The organism is Thermus kawarayensis JCM 12314, assembly GCF_055393575.1.
On record NZ_AP043756.1, the window covers coordinates 557,683 to 574,206 of the forward strand.

A 16,524-nucleotide genomic window follows, 5' to 3' on the forward strand; every position below is an offset into this window, starting at 1 on the left:
AGGCGGGGGGGAGCGCCCCCTTGCGCCTCACGGTCGCCCCTCAAGGGGGGTTCCAGGGGGCGGTGCTCCTGAGCCTGGAGGGGGCCCCCCAGGGGGTGAGCCTCTCCCCCCAGGCGGTGAACGTGGTGGGGACCGCCCCGGTGCGGGCCGACCTCACCCTCGCCACCCAGGCCTCCACCCCGCCCGGGAGCTACAACCTGACCCTCAAGGCCACCTCGGGAAGCCTCACCCGCACCCATCCCCTGGCCCTCACCGTGCAGGGGGGCGGGAACATCTCCGGCACGGTGAGCCTGGGGGCGGGCCTCCAGGGCCAAGCCCTCCCCCCCCTGGAGGCCGGGGTGGGGTCTATGCCCTCCCTTCCTCCCGAGCCTCAGGCGGTGCCGGGGGAGCTCATCGTAAAGCTCAGGGAAGCCCTGGCGCCCCAGGCCCTTCCCCAGGTCCTACGGGCGGGTGGCCTCTCCCTGCGCCTCCAGCGGCCCATGGGCCTTCCCGGCGCGGGGGTCTACCGGGTGGAGGAGGGGGTCTCTCCCCAGGCCCTGGTCGAGGTGGCCGGCCTGGAGGCCCTGGCCGCCCGGGTGGCGGCCCTCCCCGGGGTGGCCTACGCCCAGCCCAACTACCTCCGGTACCCCCTGAAGACGCCCAACGATGAGTACTACCGGTACCAGTGGCACTACGACCCCCAGCACCTGAACCTCCCCGCCGCCTGGGACCTGGAGGACGGGACGAGCCGGCCCGTGGTGGTGGCCGTGGTGGACTCGGGGGCCCTGATCCGCAAGCGCCACCCCGACCTCACCCCCGTCTTCCTCCCTGGGTACGACTTCATCTCCTACCCGGAGGTGGCCATGGACGGGGACGGGCGCGACCCCGACCCCGAGGACGAGGAGGCGGCCTCGGAGGGGGACAGGGGAAGCGGCTACCACGGCTCCCACGTGGCCGGGACCATCGCCGCCCTCACCAACAACGGCCAGGGGGTGGCGGGGGTGAGCTGGGGGGCCAGGGTGGTGCCCGTGCGGGTCCTGGGGTTGGGTGGAGGAGCCGACGCCGATATCCTGGACGGCCTCCTCTGGGCTGCAGGAGTAAACGTTCCCGGGGTGCCCCGGAACGCCAACCCCGCTCAGGTGATCAACATGTCCCTGGGGGGTGGGGGGCTTTGCAACCAGTTGCCCGCTTGGCAGGAGGCCATCAACCGGGTGAACGCCCAGCCCCAGAAGCCGGTGATCGTGGTGGCGGCGGGGAACGAGCAGGATGACGCCAGCAACTATACTCCCGCCAGCTGCCAGGGGGTGATCACCGTGGGGGCCACGGAGTTCCGCAACTACCGCTCCTTCTTCTCCAACTACGGCCCCCGGATAGACGTCATGGCCCCGGGAGGGGACGTGACCCAGGACCTCAACGGGGACGGGTACCCCGATGGGGTTCTCAGCACCCTCTGGAGCAACCAGCAAGGAGGCCCCGCCTACGTCTTCTACCAGGGCACCTCCATGGCCGCCCCCCACGTGGCGGGGATTGTGGCCCTCATGAAGGCGAAGAACCCCGGCCTGGGCTATGCCGAGGTCTTGAACATCCTCAAGAGCACGGCGAGGCCCCTCTCCGACCAGGCCTGCACCGGGCAGCCCCATCCCAGGGTGACGGTTACCCTGAGGTCCGCCGACTGCGGGGCGGGCCTGGTGGACCCGGTGCGGGCCCTGCAGGCGGCGGGGGGCGGTCCGGGGCCGAGCCCCGACTTCCAGCTCCAGCTTTCCCCCGCAAGCCTAAGCCTGGCCCCAGGCCAGACAGGCCAGGTGCAGGTGGGCGTGGTGGCCTCCCAGGGCTTTTCCGGCCCCGTGAGCCTCACCCTTTTGGGGACGCCTTCCGGCGTCGCAGGGAGCTTCAGCCCCAACCCCGCCACGGCGAGCAGCGTCCTGACCCTAACCGTGGCCTCGGGTGCGGCCACGGGCACCTACACCCTCACGGTGCGGGGCGCGGCGGGAAGCCTCACGCGGGAGGCCAGCCTTAGCCTGAGCGTGGTGGCCGCTCCCCCTCCTCCGCCCCCGCCCGCCACCATCGCCGGCACCTACGTCTTCGGGCTCTACATAGACGAGGACGGCAACCTGGACGAGACCAAGAGCACCTACCTCCGCATCCTCCGGGACGGGCGGAGCGCCCCCTACACCCTCCGGGACCTCTCCCCCGGCACCTACCTGGTGGCCGCCTGGAAGGACGTGAACGGGAACGGGGACGTGGATGACGGGGACTACCTGGGCGTGTACGTGGACCCCCAGGGGAACTACCTGGTCCGGCCCCCCAGGACCGGGGTGGACTTCAGCGTGGACCTGGTGCGGGGCTGGACGGCGAGGGTTCCCGAGGGCCAGCTCCGGGCCTGGGTCCAGAGGGTCTGGAGCGGTCGCTAGGGCCCCGGGGTGGGCTTCTCCGCCCGGGTATAATCCTTGCCATGCGCTCTGCCCTGGTGGGAGCGGCTCTGGTCCTGGCGGCCTGCTCGGCACCCCCCCGCCTGGCGGAGGTGGAGGGCGCCCTCTCCCTGGGGCCCGGGGGGCCTCCGGCGGCCGGGGCCTGGGTCTACCTGGAGGGCCCCCTGGGGGCCTGGGGGGCCAGGACCGACGCCGCAGGGCGGTTCCGCCTCTTCGTCCCTCCCGGCCCCTACCGGGCCTGGGCGGAAGGGGAGGGGCTTGCGGGAAGCGAGGTGCGGGGCCTTTCCTTCCTTGCGGGTAGGGCGTTCCTTCCCCTGGTGGTCCTTCCCCCTTTCCGGGACGGCTGGCCACGGAATCCCCCGCAGGTCTCGGGGGAGGCGTGGGTGGAGGGGGGGCTCGTCCGCTACCGCGCCGGGATGGAGGCCCAGGGGGGGCTTACCCCCTTGGCCCTCCAGGTGGGCCTGGGGGTGCAACCGGGAAGCCTGGTCTCGGGGGTGGGGGAGCACTTCTACCTGGAGGAGACCCGGGACACGGGGGTGCGGACGCTGGACCCGAGGGGGATCGGGGGCCCGGTGGAGCTCTGGCTGGTGGCCTACGACGCCAACAACAACCGGACCGCCCTCAGGCTCCCCTTAAACCTCCCCGGGGGAGGGGCCTCGGGCTCGGTCCGGGGCCTCAGGGCGGTGGCCTACACCCTGGCCCGAAGGGTGGAGGCCCTGGGCCTGGGAGGGGGGTACAGCCTCTTCGTCCGGCTCTCCTGGGAGGGTGAGGGGGGCCCGTATGTGCTACGGCGCCTGGCCCCTGGGGGGGACCTTACCCTGGCCCAGCTCCCCGAGGGGTCCACGGGCTTCACCGACGCCCTGCCGGGCCTTCTGCCCGGGCAGCGGGTGTGCTACCGGGTGGAGGCCCCCCAGGGGGTGGCTTCCGCCTGCACCACCCCCCTCTCCCCCCTCTACGTGCGCATCCTCTCCCCGGAAGAGGGGGCCCGCACCGGCCCGACTCCCCACCTGGCCTGGTGGGCGGAGGGGGGAGAGGGGGCCCGGTCGTTCCGGTTCCTTCCGGTCATCTGGGACCAGCTCTCCGGGGGTGGGAGGTTTCTGGAGCTCACACAGGCCACGGAGGCGGAGGCCCCCCCCCTCCTTCCCGGGCGCCCTTACGCCTTTGAGCTCTACCAGGCCTACGCCGTGGACAACGCCGAAAACCCCTCCGCCTACAGCGTGGCCGCCGACCGGCAGGGGACCCTCTCGGGGGTGCCGGTGCCGGGGCCTGCGGTGAGCTTCGGGGTGGTCCCGTGAGGTGGGCGCTCCTTCTCCTCCTTCTCGCCGCCTGCACCGCGCCCCCGCGCCCTCCGGTGGGGGAGGGGCCCGCCTTGGTGGTGGGCTACGCCCGGGAGGAGGACGTGGAGCGGGCCGCCGGGCGGCTTTCGGCGCGGGGCGTGGAGTGGCTTCCCGCCTTGAAGGCCGCCCGGCTCCGCCTGCCCCCCGGGCTTTCCCCGGAGGAGGCCAGGGGGCGCCTCCGGTCCTTGGGCCTGCGGTACGTGGAGGAGGAGGGCCAAAGGGACTACCGGCCCCTTCCCGGGGGCCTGGGAGCCCTGGCGGTGAGCCCCTACGCCTGGCACCTGCAGGCGGTGCGGGCGGAGGAGGCCTGGGGGGTTTCCACGGGAGCCGGGGTGCAGGTGGCGGTCCTGGACACCGGGGTGGACGCCACCCATCCCGCCCTCCGGGGCCGGGTGGCCGAGGGGCTGGACGCCGCCACGGGAGAGCCTCTCCCCGGGGATACGGACCAGAGCCAGGGGGAGGCCCACGGCACCCACGTGGCCGCCCTGGCGGTGGGCGAGGGGGTAGGGGTGGCCCCGGGGGCGGTCCTCCGGCCGGTGCGGGTCTTCTCCCCGGACTACGTGGGGGATTTCCGCGCGGCCCAGGCCCTGGTGTGGGCGGTGGACCAGGGGGCCCAGGTGATCAACCTTTCCTTCGGGGGAAGCGCCTACTCCCACCTGCTGCACGAGGCGGTGAACTATGCCCTGGAGCGGCTTCGGGTGGTGGTGGCGGCGGCGGGCAACCAGGGGAGCGTGGCCCGGTTCTACCCCGCCGCCCTCCCCGGGGTCATCGCCGTGGGGGCGGCGGACGGCCAGGGCAACCCGGCCTGGTTCAGCAACCGGGGGCCCTGGGTGGGGGTCTGGGCCCCGGGGGTGCGGATCTACTCGGCCCTTCCAGGGGGGGGGTACGGCCTCCTCTCCGGCACCTCCATGGCGGCCCCCATCGTGAGCGGGATCGCGGCCCTTCTGAAGTCGGGGCATCCCCTTTTGGAGCCCTTTGCCGTCCGGTGGGCCCTGGAGGCGTCCCCGGGGCCGGATGCGGTGGCCGTCCTTCGGGCTTCGCCCACCCAGCGATCGGCCTGCCTGTACCTGCAGGTTTTTCGGGGGGGCGAGGGGGTGGCCGGGGCGGATCTAACCTTGGAGGGGCCCGAGGTTTACTATGCCCAAACCAATGACCGGGGGGAGGCCAGGTTTCTCCAGATGGCCCCTGGGAACTACCTCCTGAGGGTGGCCGCCCCTTTGCCCGATGGCCGGCGCTACTACGAAGAAAACCTTGCCCTGGACGCTTTGTGCTATGCGCCCAAGCGCATCCTCCTGCCTTAGAACCTCAAGGCCAAGCCAAGGGCCAAGGTGGAACGCTGGCTGGCCTGGCCGTCAAAGAGGTAGCGCTGGTGGCCCTCCAGGAAGAGGCTGAGGTGGGGGGTTAGGCGGAACCCGGCGCCCACCAGGAGCTGGCCGAAGGGGGTTTGGTCCAGGTAGAGACCACCCCCCACGCCGAAGTACCCGTCCAGGTCCCCGTAGGAGGCGCGGAAGGTGAGGTCCAGGCTGGCAAGGCCCCGGGCGGGCTCGGCGAAGGGGGCCTCGTAGGCCAGGCGCAGGCCCAGGGGGCCGAGGAGGGCATCGTGGCCCAGGAAGAGGCGGCCATACCAGTTCTTCTCCACGTCCCCCTGGTAGAGGGCGAGGCCCAGGTGGAGGGGAAGGCGGCTTGGGGTGAGGGTACGCTTGAGGGCGGCCACCTCCTCCTCCAAGGCTTTCAGGCGGGCCTGGTCCTGGGCCTGGGCGTTCTCCAGGGCCTTTAGACGCTCCTCCAGGCGGCCCATGTGGTCCTCCAGGGCCTTAAGGCCCTTCTCCAGGCCGGCGACCCGGGGCTCCAGGGCCTCCAGGCGGCCTTGGGCCTCTTGGGCCAGGCGCCTGGCCTCGGGAAGGTCCCTTAGGGCCTCCTCCAGCCGCTTCAGGGCCTCTTCCTGGGCGGCGCGGGCCTTTTCCAGGGCCTGGAGGCGGCCTTTGAGCTCCTCCTGGGCCCGCCTCAGGGCGTCCACTTCCCGCGGGTCCGTCTGGGGACGGCCCTCCAGGGCCCTTAGGCGATCTTCCAGCCCCTTTAGGGCCTCCTCGGCCTTCTTAAGGTCTTCCTCTAGCTTCCTCGTTTCCAGGGCCCTTTGCGTGGCCTCGAGGCCCTTTAGGGCCTCCTCCAGGGCTTGGACCCGCCGGGCCAGGTCGTCCTTCTCCTTCCGGAGGGCCTCGAGGGCCTGGGGATCGGCCTCGGGCCTGGCTTCCAGCTCCCGCACCCTGGCCTCCAGGGCCTCCTTCTCCTCTTTAAGGGCGGCCAGGGACCGGGCCTGGGCCTCGAGGTCCTTCTGCAGGGCCTCTACCCCCTTGAGGAGGCGGTCCACCTCTTCGGGGGAGAGGCGGTCCAGCCCGTAAGCGGCCAGAAGGCGGTAAAGGGCCAGCGCCGCCTCCTGGCGGGTCAGGGGTTGCCGCCAGCGGTAGGTCCCATCGGGATATCCGATGAAAACACCCTTGGCCAGAAGGATTTCCACGGCTTCCTGGGCCCAGGAGGAGGGCGGAGGATCCCCGTTTTGGGCTAGCCCCAGGGTGCCGAGAACGAGCGCCGAGACCAGAACACGATGAATAGGTTTCACACAAGACCACCTCCTGCTCCATTATATGCCTTGCTTATACTTCCTCCGGCAGCCTCCTCCCGGCGTACAGGGCCAGGGCGTAGAGGCCTGCCGCCAGCAGGAAGAGGGCGGGGAAGCCCAGGCGGTCGGCCAGGTACCCCCCGAGGACGGGAGAGAAGGCGAAAAGGCCCGCCAGGGTGTTGGTGAGGCCGATGGCGGCGCTACGCTCCCCGGGCGGGGCCAGGTTTAAGAGGAGGGTGGTGGTGGAGAGGCCCAGGGCGGCCAGGTAGGCCCCCTGGAGGAGGAAGACCAGGCCGAAGAGGCCTGGGGGAAGGAGGAGGGCGAAAAGAAGGGCCAGGACGGCGAGGCCCGCCCCCGCCTTGAGCACCCCCCTGGAGCCCCTTTCCGCCATGCGGGCCCAGAGGAGGTTGGAGAGGGTGAAGGAGAGGGCGTAGAGGGAAAGGTAGAGGCCAAGCTCCTTCCCCTGCCCCAGGGCCCTCACGGCGTAGACGGCGTAGAAGGGCTCGGCGAGGCCCGCCAGGGCCAGGAGGAGGCGCACCCTCAGGTAGCGGCGGAAGGCGGGGCGGCGGAGGGGGGCCTTTAGGTCCGGCCTCGCCTCTCTCTGGGCCTCCTCGGGCTCCTCCGTGAGGCCGAAGAGGTACCACCCAAGCCCGTAGGCCAAGGCCCCCAGGGCGAAGAGGAGGGCGTAGGGAAGGGGGAAGGGAAGGGGGAGGGAAAGCACCTCCCGCACCAGAAACCCCGCCAGGAAGGCCAGGAAGCCCCCCACCAGGTTCCGGGCGGAGAAGAGGTGGGCCCGCCTTCCTGGGGGCGTGGTCTTGGCCACCACCTCCCAGAAGGGGAGGCTGCTGACCCCGGTGAAGAGGGCGTTCAGGAGAAGCCCCAGGAGGAAGCCGAAGAGGAGTAGGGAGGGGTTTTTCCCCAGGAGGAAGGCGGAGAGGGCCATGAGGACCACCCCGGATAGCCTCAGAGCGGCCACCCTCCGGTAGAGGAGGATCTTCCGGGGAAGCCTGGCCACCCAGGGGGCCAGGAAGGCCTGGGGCACCATCCCCCCCGCCTGGAGAAGGGCGGGAAGGAGGCCGATTAAGGCGCCGGGGGCCTCGAGCCTGGCGGCGAAGCCTGCGAGGACGATGTTGGGGTTTAGGAAGGCGTCCCCCAGCCACACCAGCCAGCCGTTCACCACCGCCAGGCGGTAGTTCCTCTCCCCCAGGTCTAAGATGGAGAGGATGCTTCTTCTGCCTTCCCTCGGGGCCTTCCACATCCTGCACCCACGCTACAACGCCGCCACGGTTTTGGCCATGCTGGAGGAGGCCCGGCCCGCCTCGGTCTTCCTGGCCTCCCACTCGGAGGAGGGCTTAAGGGAGGGCCGGTGGCGGGAGGAGGACCCCCTCCTCTTCCACCTCCTGCCCTGGGCGGAGGAGAGGGGCATCCCGGTGGTGCCCCTGGACGAGGAGGCCCACCTCAAGGCCGAGGCCGAGGCCTTCCGGGAGGCCCTATCTGCCCATCCCCTGGGCAGGCCCCACCTGGAGCGCATGGCCGCCTTTGACCAGGCCCTCCTGGACCTCCTCAAGACCCCCCTCACCCCCGAGGCCCTGGGCTCGGAGGCCTTTCTGGGGAGGCTCAAGGAGGTGTACGCGGGCTTCGCCCAGGCCTTCGGGGAGGGCCCGGCCACGGGGTTCCGCAAGAGGCGCATGGAGCGGGTGGCGGGGGCCCTAAGGGGGAAGGAGGGGGCGGTGGTGGCGGAGCTTTTGGACTACCTCTTCCTGGCGGAGGTCTTCCCCGAGGCCCTGCCCAAGGCCCACGAGCCAGGGGAGGCGGAAAGGGAAAGGGCCCTTTTAGACCGGGCCTGGCAGCTTAGGGAGGAGGACGACTGGGCGGGACTTCTGGAGGGGCTCTTCGCCGTGGGAAGCCCCGAGGCCCTGTACCTGGCGGCCCAGATCTACTTGGCGGCGGGGGAGTGGCGGGAGGCCCTAAGCCTCATGGAGGAGGTCTTCCGCATGGACTTCCAGCACCCGGGGTACCTCCCGGGCTACGTCCTCGCCCGCTTCGGGCAGCTTCTGGACCTGGCCGGGGAGCGGGAGCGGGCCCTCAGGGCCTACCGGGGGGTGCTGGCCCTCTCCTGGGCCCCGGAGGAGGCCCTGGCCATCGCCCGGGCGGGCTTGAGGGACCCCTTCCGCCTCTAAGTACCCCAAAAGGCGGCCCCATGGAGGCCCGGCTTGGGCGAGGGGGCATTTGTCCCGTCGGGGAAGGGGTATCCTCGGGGCATGGAGGTGGAGGTCCGCCGCGCCCGCCACGCCCAGTACCTGCGCCTGGCCGCGGGGCACGCCGGGCCCCTGGGCATGGCCCTTCTGGGCCACCCGGAGCTCGCCCCCCTTTACGAGAAGGCCTACGCCACCTGCTCGGGGGCCGAGGGCCTGCCCTGCCAGGGGGTAGGGGGGGAGCCCCGGGTCTGCCTGGTGCGGCGGCTGGAGCGCCTGGCCTGGAGCGCCCTGAGGGGGGGTAGAAGGCGGCGGGAGCAGGAGCGGGAGGTGGTGGAGGGGCTCTTACGGTGCATGGCTCACCTTAAGGGGGAGTTCCCCCGGGAGTTCCTGCCGGTCCTCGAGGCCACCCAGGACTTCCTGCAAAAGGACCTGGACTACCTCCGGGGCCAGAAAGCCCCAGAACCCCTGGTCAAGCCCTTTTAGGCTCTTTTCCCCGGGAAGGGCTCAGAGCAGGTGGTACATCCTTCCCAGGACCAGCATGAAGGCCACGGTGGAGGCGGCCAGGACGATGAGGATCAGCATGAAGAGGATGAAGCGCAGGTCAAAGGTCTCCCCCTCGGTGGTGAGGACCCGGGGGTTGAGGATCAGGTAGAAGAGCAGGGTCACGAGGGCCGCTCCTAGGGCAAAGAGGGCGATATATACCATGGTTCACCTCCCACGCCACCCGAGGCCGAGCACCGCCTCCAGGCTTGCCCTCAAGTTTACCAGCCCCACCCCGTAGGTGGGAACCCCCAGGGCCCAGCCCACGCCTCCCAGGTAGGGGCCCTCCCCTTGGGGGAGGGAGAGGGGCAGGGGCGGGCTCTCCCAGGGAGCGTAGGCCCGCACCTCCCGGTAGGTGAGGCCGGTGGGGGCCCGCACGGTGAGGGCCAGGGGATCTCCCTCCGCCTCCAGGGGCCGCCATCCCTCCTCCGTCTCCTTGACCCCGGGGAAGGAGACCCCAAGCCCCTCCCCGGGGAAGGCCAGGAGGAGGCGGTGGGGCCTCTGGGCCTTGAGGAGGTGTTCCAGGGGGGTGCGGGTGGGGCCGGTGAGGGGGAGGCCTTCCAGGGTGGGGGAAAGGGGGGAAGGGTCCAGGGCCAAGAGGAGGCGCCCCCGGAAGGCGAGGCCGTTCAGGGCCTGGAGCACGGGGAGGGCCTCGGTGTAGGGGGCGTGGAGGAGGACCGTCCCCCCGCCCGGGCCCCCCTCCAGGTAGGCGAGGAGGGTGCCGAACTCGTCCAGTCCTGCCCGGAGGTGCTCCGAGAGGACCTCGAGGTCCAGGGAGAGCCTTTCCAGCAGGGCCGAAACCATACCCCCATGGTATCCTAAGCCCCGTGCGCTACCTGGTCCTCTCGGACATCCACGGGAACTGGCCTGCCCTGCAGGCCGTCCTGAAGGAGGCCCCGGCCTTTGACCGGGTGCTCTTCCTGGGGGACGCCGTGGGCTACTACCCTGACGGGGACCGGGTGCTGGACTGGCTTTTGGAGGTGGGGGCGGAGTGCGTCTTGGGCAATCACGACGCCTGGCTCCTGGCCCTGGACCGGCTGCCCCTGGAGGGGGCGGTGATGCAGATCCTGGCCTGGCAACGGGAGAGGCTATCCCCCAGGCAGCTGGACTTCCTGGCCTCCTGGCCCTGGCAGAAGGAGGTGGAGGGGGCCCTTCTGGTCCATGGAAGCCCCTGCGACCCCCTGGAGTACCTGGACGGCCTCTCCTTGGCCCGGGAGGCCTTCGGCTGCAGCCCCCACCGCCTGGTCTTCCACGGCCACACCCACCTGGCGGGGGCCTTTTTGGAGCTTGCGGGGCCCAGGCCCTGGGTGCGCTACCAGGCCTTCGCCCAGGGGGGGGAGGTGAGGCTTCCTCCCACGGTGCGGGCCCTGGTGAACCCGGGCTCGGTGGGCCAGCCCCGGGACGGGGTGCCCGGGGCGGCCTTCGCCCTCTGGGAGGGGGATCGGTTGGAGTTTTTCCGGGTGGCCTACCCTCTGGAGGAGGTGGCCGGGCGGTTGGCGGAGGAGGGTTTTCCCCTATGGCTCTATACCCGCCTTACCCAGGGGGAATAATCGGCCACGAGGGGGTCCTGGAGCTTCTGCCCAGGCTAGAGGCCTCCACCCTCCTCTTCTCCGGCCCGGAAGGGGTGGGGAGGCGCCTCGTGGCCCGCTGGTACGCCCTGGGCCTCAACCGGGGCTTCCCCCCGCCTCTTTTGGAGGCCCACCCGGACCTCTGGGAGATCGGCCCCCAGGAGACCGGGCTCAAGGGGCGGAAGGAGGTGCGCCTGGAGGAGGTGGAGCCCCTTTGGGACTGGCTTTCCAGCCACCCCCGGGAGCGGGTGAAGGTGGCCGTCCTGGACTCGGCCCACCTCCTCACGGAGGCCGCGGCCAACGCCCTCCTCAAGCTTCTGGAGGAGCCCCCTTCCTACGCCCGCCTCATCCTCATCGCCCCGAGCCGCACCACCCTCCTCCCCACCCTGGCCAGCCGCGCCCTGGAGGTGGCCTTCGGCCCGGTGCCGGAGGAGCGCCTCAGGGCCCTCACGGAAGACCCCCACCTCTTGGCCTACGCCGCCGGGGCCCCGGGCCGCCTCCTCCGGGCCCTCGCCGAGGGCCAGGCCTTCCGGGAGCGCCTGGAGAAGGCCAGGAGGCTCCTGGAAAGCCCCCTCCTTTCCCGTCTGGCCCTCCTCAAGGAGGTCCTGGCGGAGGAGGAGGGCTTCCACCTGCTCCGCGCCCTTCTCGGCCACCGTCCCCAGGCCCTCCTGGCCCTGGAAAGGGCCCGGGAGGCCTTGGAGGGGTACGTGAACCCCGAGTTGGTCCTGGCCCGCCTGGCCTTAGACTTAGAGTCATGACGGTAGGCGTCCGCTTCCGCACCCCCGTCCTCCGGTACTTCCGCTTCCAGGGGGAGCCCCCGCCCCTGGAGGCCTACGTGGTGGTGCGGGGCAGGAGGGGCCTCGAGGTGGGCAGGGTGCGCACCCCCCCCGGGAAGGCCAGGGAGGAAGGGGAGGTGGTGCGCCTGGCCAGCAAGGAGGACCTGGACAAGGCGGCGCGGCTTCGGGCCCGGGCGGAGGAGGTCCTCCACTACCTGCGGGCCCGCCTGAAGGAGGAGGGGGTGGCGGCCAAGGTCCTGGGGTGCGACTTCACCCTGGACGGGGGCCACCTCACGGTGCACTACGCCGCCCTGGAACGGGTGAACCTCAGGCGCTTCAGCCGGGAGCTAGGGGAGCGCTACGGGGCGCGGGTGGAGTTCCTGGCCGAGGGCCCTAGGGAGGAGGCCCAGTACCTGGGGACCCTGGGGGCCTGCGGCATGGAGTCCTGTTGCTCCACCTGGCTTCAGGGCTTCGCCCAGGTCTCCATCAAGCTGGCCCGGGACCAGCAGCTTCCCTTAAACCCCGAGAAGATCTCGGGGCCCTGCGGCAGGCTCCTCTGCTGCCTCACCTACGAGCACCCCGTGTACCAGGAGCTCCTGGCCGGGCTTCCCCGGGTGAACGCCCGGGTCTGCACCAAGGCGGGCCTTTGCGGCAAGGTGCAGAAGGTCCACCCCCTGAAGGGGACGGTGGAGCTCCACCTGGAGGACGGGAAGACCCTGGAGGTGGCCAAGGAGGAGCTTGCGTGAGGTCCTACCTGGCCCGAGGCCCCCTCCCCGCCTTCTACCCCTCCTACCCCGGCGTCCCCGCCGTGGTGGGGGAGAGGGTGAACTTCTGCCCGGCGGTGTGGAACACGAGCCTCTCCGCCGATCCCCCCCTCTTTGGGGTCTCCCTAAGGAGGAAGGGTATCACGCCGTGAGCGAGGCCGAGGTTTGGGCCCGAAGGGTGCGCCGCCTGGTCCTCAACCGGCAGGGGACCGAGGCCCAGGTCTGGCTGGAGGAAGGCTTCCTCTACCTCCGGGCCGACCCTCACGCCCGCTTCGCCCAGGGCGTGGGGGCGGAGCGCCTCTGGGCCTTCGCCCTGGGGAGGGATGGGGTGGAGCTTCGCTTCCGGGACGGAAGCCGCCTTAGGCTTTCCCACCGCCTGGGGCGGCTTCGGGCCTACTTCTCGTAGGGCTTGCCCACGGCGGCCGGAGGGCGGCTTCGGCCGATGAACCCCGCCAGGACCAGCACCGTGACCACGTAGGGGAAGGCCTGGACCAGGACGGCGGGCAGGATCTCGCTCCCCTGAAGCTGGATGGCGAGGGCCGAGGCGAAGCCGAAAAGGAGGGTGGAGAAGAGGATCCCCACGGGATGCCACTTGCCGAAGATCATGGCCGCCAGGGCGATGAAGCCCATCCCCGCCGACATACCCCGCACGAACTGGTTCAGGAAGCCGATGGAGAGGTAGGCCCCAGCCAGGCCCGCCAGGATGCCCGAGAGGATGACCCCGGTGTAGCGCAGGCGGTAGACGTTCACCCCTAAGGTGTCCGCGGCCTCGGGGTGCTCCCCCACGGCCCTAAGCCTCAGGCCGAAGGGGGTCTTGAAGAGGACCCACCAGGCCAGGGGCACCAGGAGGAAGGCCAGGTAGACCAGGGGGGAGAGGCCCAGGAGGAGGGGGAGGCGGTTCTCCACCTCCTTGGAGCTGGTGGCGTTGCCGTAGAAGTAGGTGAGGACCAGGCTTGGGGCCCCCAGGGCCAGGAGGTTGAGGGCGGTGGCGCTGATGATCTGGTCCGCCCGGTACTTTATGGAGACCAGGGCGTGCACGAAGGCCACCAGCCCCCCCACCCCCATGGCGCTCACCACCCCCACCCAGGGGAGCCAGGGGTGGGGCCCGGGGCCCAGGGCGGCCTCCAAGCGCTCCACCACCACCGCGGCCGTGAGAGCCCCAAAGAGGATAATGCCCTCCAGGGCGATGTTCACCACCCCGCTCCTCTCCGAGAACATCCCCCCCAAAGCGGTGAGGAGCAGGGGCGTGGTCTGGCGCAGGGTGGAGAAGAAAAGGGCGATCAGGAAGGCCGTGTCCATCAGCGCACCCCCTCTTCCCGAAGCTCCACCTCGGCGGCCCGCAAGGGATCGGTGAAGTAGCGGGGGAGGAAGCCCCCGGCGGCGATGAAGAGGACGATGAGGGCCTGCAATACCGCCACCAGCTCCCGGCTGATGCCCAGTTGCAGGTTCACCTGAAGCCCCCCGGTGAGGAGGATGCCGAAAAGCCAGGCGGCGAGCCCCACCCCAAGGGGGGTGTTCTGGCCCATGAGGGCCACGGCGATGCCGTCAAAGCCCACGGAGTAGGGGAGGGACTGCTTCAGCCGGTACTCGTCAATCCCCCCGCCCAGGACGTAGTGGGTGGCGGCCAGGCCCGCCAGGGCCCCCGCCAGGAACATGATCCAGACCACCTTTCTCCCCGGGTTCACCCCCCCGTACTCCGCCGCCTTAGGGGCGAGGCCCAGGGCGCGGAGCTCGTACCCCCCCACGTGGCGGAAGACGTAGAGGTGGAAGAGGAGGAGGGCGAGAAGGGCGAGGAGGAAGGCCCCGTTCAGGCGCACCGAGGTGAGGTCGGGCCCGAAGGCCACGTGCGGCCCCGGGAGAAGCCCCCCCACCCCGTAGCCCAGGAACCCGAGGAAAAGGGCGGCCAGGACCCGGTGGCCCAGGCTCTTCCGCACCAGGAAGTAGCCCAAAAGGCCCAGGAGAAGGGCCAGGGGAAGGGCGAGGGAAAGCTCCCCCCCGGGGGCCAGGAGTTCGGTCCAGTGGGGGATGCGGGCCTCGGGCCGAATCTCGTAGCTCCTGGCCTCGTACCCCGGGTACTTGAAGGGGAGGTACAGGGTCTTCCCGAAGAACTTGTACTCGTTGGCGGAGATGAGGAAGAGAAAGAGGCTTGCGGCGATGTAGTTGAACATGATGGTGTTGATGACCTCGTGGGCCCCGAAGCGGGCCTTGAGCCAGCCCGGGACCGCCCCCCAAAGCCCCCCGGCCAGGGCGGCGGCCAGGATGGCCAGGGGCAGGACGAGCCACCTGGGGCCCTCCACGTAGACCCCCACCAGCATGGCGGCGATGGCCCCCAGGATGAGCTGCCCCGGGGCCCCGATGTTGAAGAGGCCGCCCCTGAAGCCTAAGGCCACGGAAAGCCCGGTGAAGATGAGGGGGGTGGCCAGGAGGAGGCTTTGCAGGAGCCCGGAGGGGTTCACCAGGGGGCTATAGAGGAGCTGGTAGGTGTAGGTGATGAGGTCCAGCTTGAGCATGAGGCCTTCCCGGAGGTTCTGGGCCTCCCCCAGGTTCTCCTTGAGGAGGGCCACGATGACCCCCCCCAGGAGGGAGGCGAGGAGGAGGGAGAAGACCGGCACCACCACCCCCCGCCTGCGCACCAGAAAGGCGAGCCCCCCCGGGGAGTAGACCCGGGCCAGGAGGAGGAGGTAGAGGCCGTAGGCCAAGGTGGCGTAGCTTCCGAGGCCAAGGCTGTAGCGGCGCAAAAGGGGCCTTTCCGCCCCGGCGTTCACCTGGGCCACGCTCCCCTGGAAGAGGAAGTAGGTGAGGAGGAAAAGCCCGAGGCCCAAAGCCCCGGCCCAGGAGAGCCCCCGGACGCCCGCCCGGGTCCAGGGGAGGAGAAGGCTTAAGGAAAGCCAGGCCAAGGAGAGGTAGGAGACGGGGTAGAGCCAGGCGTCCTGGTAGCCCTGGGGCAGGCTTCCCTGGGGCAGGTGGTGGCCGAAGGGGCTTAGGAGGACCCCCTCGCCGCCGAAGGTCCGGTGGGGCACGGCCCAGGGGGCCAGGTACCAGAGGAGGAGGGTGAGGCCCCCTCCCAAAAGGGCCAGAAGCCCCAGTCGCATGCGGTCCGTCAACACGCCGAGGATTTTACCCCAAGGGGGTGGCCCTTCGTGCTAGACTTCCCTCGTGGCGGTTTCCCCCGAGGAGAAGGCCAAAAGGGTGCGGCGCATGTTCTCGGAGATCGCCCCCCGCTACGACCTCTTAAACCGCCTCCTCTCCTTCGGGGCGGACCTCTCCTGGCGCAGGCGGGCGGTGGCCTTGGCCCTGGAGAAGGCCCCAAGGCGCATCCTGGACCTGGCCACGGGCACCGGGGACCTGGCCCTCATGCTCAAGGCCCGGGCTAAGGGGGCGGAGGTGGTGGGGGCGGACTTCGCCCCGCCCATGCTGGAAATCGCCCGCAGGAAGGCCCAGGCCCGGGGCCTCGAGGTCCTTTTCCAGGAGGCGGACGCCCTTTCCCTCCCTTTCCCGGAGGGAAGCTTTGACGCCGTGACCGTTGCCTTCGGTTTCCGGAACTTCGCCGATTACCGGAAGGCCCTTTCCGAGCTTTTCCGGGTCCTGGCCCCCGGGGGGAGGCTGGTGGTCCTGGAATTCCCCCCGCCCCCCAGGGGCGCCTTCGGCCTGGTGTACCGGGTCTACTTCGGGCGGGTCCTCCCCTTCCTAGGGGGGGTGATCTCGGGGAGTTTTGGGGCCTACCGCTACCTGCCGGAAAGCGTCTACGCCTTCCCCGCCCCCGAGGCCCTGAAGGCGATGATGGAGGAGGCGGGGTTTTCCGTGCGCTACGAGCTCCTCACCTTCGGGGTGGCGGCCATCCACGTGGGGGACAAGCCCTAAAGCCCCGCCGCCTCCTCTAGCTCCTCGTCGGAGGGGATTCTCCCCTCCTTGAGGGCTTCCACCAGAAAGCGGCTCATCCTCCCCAGGGCGTCCCGCACCCGGCGCCACGCCTCCGGGGGCCCGCCCGAGGGGTCGGGGAAGGAGACGTGGCGCTTCTCCGTCTTTGCGGGGTAGGCGGGGCAGGCCTCCTTGGCCTGGTCGCACACGGTGAGAACCAGGTCAAAGCTCCAGGGGTCGGGGACCTCAAAGAGGGTTTTGGAAAAGTGCCCCGAGAGGTCCAGCCCCACCTCGGCCATCACCGCCTTGGCCTCCTCCTTCACCCGGGTCTTTTCCGTGCCTGCGGAGTGGACCTCGAGGGCCACCCCGAGCTCCCCCGCCCAGTGCCGGAGCCAGGCCTCGGCCATCTGGCTGCGGGCCGAGTTGTGGGTGCAGAGGACGAGGAGGCGCATCTTCCC

General features: G+C 70.7%; 18 protein-coding genes. 11 read left to right on the forward strand and 7 right to left on the reverse strand.

All coding sequences use genetic code 11. The features are described 5' to 3' along the window. The first annotated feature begins 20 nt into the window (after positions 1–20). The 3 genes from ACZ5RK_RS03470 to ACZ5RK_RS03480 are packed head-to-tail and all read left to right on the forward strand — an operon-like array spanning position 21 to position 5,046. Entirely contained in the window at positions 21–2,390 is a 2,370-nt protein-coding gene (locus ACZ5RK_RS03470; RefSeq protein ID WP_464909679.1) for a S8 family serine peptidase, read from the forward strand. Positions 2,391–2,431: 41 nt separating this feature from the next. Further along, entirely contained in the window at positions 2,432–3,703 is a 1,272-nt protein-coding gene (locus ACZ5RK_RS03475; RefSeq protein ID WP_464909680.1) for a hypothetical protein, read from the forward strand. Beyond that, positions 3,700–5,046 (forward strand): S8 family serine peptidase, encoded by a 1,347-nt coding sequence (locus tag ACZ5RK_RS03480; protein WP_464909681.1) that lies wholly within the window; start codon positions 3,700–3,702, stop codon positions 5,044–5,046. Before ACZ5RK_RS03475 ends, ACZ5RK_RS03480 begins: the two co-directional genes overlap by 4 nt. Here the strand turns inward: ACZ5RK_RS03480 and ACZ5RK_RS03485 are convergent. Together ACZ5RK_RS03485 and ACZ5RK_RS03490 are read right to left on the reverse strand one after the other, a co-directional pair. Further along, positions 5,043–6,260, reverse strand: coding sequence for an S-layer homology domain-containing protein (locus ACZ5RK_RS03485; protein WP_464909682.1), 1,218 nt, complete (start codon positions 6,258–6,260; stop codon positions 5,043–5,045). The genes ACZ5RK_RS03480 and ACZ5RK_RS03485 overlap by 4 nt on opposite strands. 136 nt (positions 6,261–6,396) lie before the next feature. Beyond that, positions 6,397–7,620, reverse strand: coding sequence for an MFS transporter (locus tag ACZ5RK_RS03490; RefSeq protein ID WP_464909683.1), 1,224 nt, complete (start codon positions 7,618–7,620; stop codon positions 6,397–6,399). Here ACZ5RK_RS03490 and ACZ5RK_RS03495 point away from each other — a divergent pair. Further along, the gene (locus tag ACZ5RK_RS03495; protein ID WP_464909684.1) at positions 7,577–8,542 is read left to right on the forward strand and encodes a tetratricopeptide repeat protein; all 966 of its coding nucleotides are present in this window, start codon (positions 7,577–7,579) and stop codon (positions 8,540–8,542) included. The genes ACZ5RK_RS03490 and ACZ5RK_RS03495 overlap by 44 nt on opposite strands. Before the next feature lie 81 nt (positions 8,543–8,623). Next, positions 8,624–9,043 carry a hypothetical protein gene (locus ACZ5RK_RS03500; protein ID WP_464909685.1) on the forward strand — a complete coding sequence of 140 codons (420 nt, stop codon included), beginning with the start codon at positions 8,624–8,626 and terminating at the stop codon, positions 9,041–9,043. 21 nt (positions 9,044–9,064) lie between these two features. Here ACZ5RK_RS03500 and ACZ5RK_RS03505 read toward each other — a convergent pair whose 3' ends face one another. Continuing rightward, positions 9,065–9,265, reverse strand: a complete 201-nt coding sequence (locus ACZ5RK_RS03505; RefSeq protein WP_464909686.1) for a hypothetical protein — start codon at positions 9,263–9,265, stop codon at positions 9,065–9,067. Between the two features lie 3 nt (positions 9,266–9,268). Beyond that, complete coding sequence (locus ACZ5RK_RS03510) at positions 9,269–9,904, reverse strand: hypothetical protein (RefSeq protein WP_464909687.1); 636 nt, start codon at positions 9,902–9,904, stop codon at positions 9,269–9,271. A gap of 23 nt (positions 9,905–9,927) precedes the next feature. Here ACZ5RK_RS03510 and ACZ5RK_RS03515 point away from each other — a divergent pair, with 23 nt between their 5' ends. Genes ACZ5RK_RS03515 through ACZ5RK_RS03535 form a run of 5 tightly spaced genes read left to right on the forward strand, consistent with a single transcriptional unit; the run spans position 9,928 to position 12,614 of the window. After that, positions 9,928–10,650, forward strand: a complete 723-nt coding sequence (locus tag ACZ5RK_RS03515) for a metallophosphoesterase family protein (RefSeq protein ID WP_464909688.1) — start codon at positions 9,928–9,930, stop codon at positions 10,648–10,650. Beyond that, entirely contained in the window at positions 10,617–11,426 is an 810-nt protein-coding gene (locus tag ACZ5RK_RS03520; RefSeq protein WP_464909689.1) for a DNA polymerase III subunit delta', read from the forward strand. The genes ACZ5RK_RS03515 and ACZ5RK_RS03520 overlap by 34 nt, the downstream gene beginning before the upstream one ends. Beyond that, positions 11,423–12,190, forward strand: coding sequence for a PSP1 domain-containing protein (locus ACZ5RK_RS03525; RefSeq protein ID WP_464909690.1), 768 nt, complete (start codon positions 11,423–11,425; stop codon positions 12,188–12,190). Before ACZ5RK_RS03520 ends, ACZ5RK_RS03525 begins: the two co-directional genes overlap by 4 nt. Further along, positions 12,187–12,360 carry a hypothetical protein gene (locus ACZ5RK_RS03530; protein WP_464909691.1) on the forward strand — a complete coding sequence of 58 codons (174 nt, stop codon included), beginning with the start codon at positions 12,187–12,189 and terminating at the stop codon, positions 12,358–12,360. The genes ACZ5RK_RS03525 and ACZ5RK_RS03530 overlap by 4 nt, the downstream gene beginning before the upstream one ends. Beyond that, a complete protein-coding gene (locus tag ACZ5RK_RS03535; RefSeq protein ID WP_054647782.1) occupies positions 12,357–12,614 on the forward strand; it encodes a hypothetical protein in 258 nt (85 codons plus the stop codon). The genes ACZ5RK_RS03530 and ACZ5RK_RS03535 overlap by 4 nt, the downstream gene beginning before the upstream one ends. Here ACZ5RK_RS03535 and ACZ5RK_RS03540 read toward each other — a convergent pair. Beyond that, positions 12,602–13,507, reverse strand: a complete 906-nt coding sequence (locus ACZ5RK_RS03540; RefSeq protein WP_464909692.1) for an ABC transporter permease — start codon at positions 13,505–13,507, stop codon at positions 12,602–12,604. The two genes, ACZ5RK_RS03535 and ACZ5RK_RS03540, sit on opposite strands and share 13 nt — an antisense overlap. After that, a complete protein-coding gene (locus ACZ5RK_RS03545; RefSeq protein WP_464909693.1) occupies positions 13,507–15,315 on the reverse strand; it encodes an ABC transporter permease in 1,809 nt (602 codons plus the stop codon). The genes ACZ5RK_RS03540 and ACZ5RK_RS03545 overlap by 1 nt, the downstream gene beginning before the upstream one ends. Before the next feature lie 91 nt (positions 15,316–15,406). Between ACZ5RK_RS03545 and ubiE the strand changes: the two genes are divergently transcribed. After that, the gene (gene ubiE, locus ACZ5RK_RS03550; protein WP_464910050.1) at positions 15,407–16,069 is read left to right on the forward strand and encodes a bifunctional demethylmenaquinone methyltransferase/2-methoxy-6-polyprenyl-1,4-benzoquinol methylase UbiE; all 663 of its coding nucleotides are present in this window, start codon (positions 15,407–15,409) and stop codon (positions 16,067–16,069) included. On the opposite strand, the gene ACZ5RK_RS03555 is transcribed toward ubiE, so the two are convergent. Then, a complete protein-coding gene (locus ACZ5RK_RS03555; RefSeq protein ID WP_054647458.1) occupies positions 16,066–16,518 on the reverse strand; it encodes an arsenate reductase ArsC in 453 nt (150 codons plus the stop codon). The genes ubiE and ACZ5RK_RS03555 overlap by 4 nt on opposite strands. Positions 16,519–16,524 lie beyond the last annotated feature (6 nt).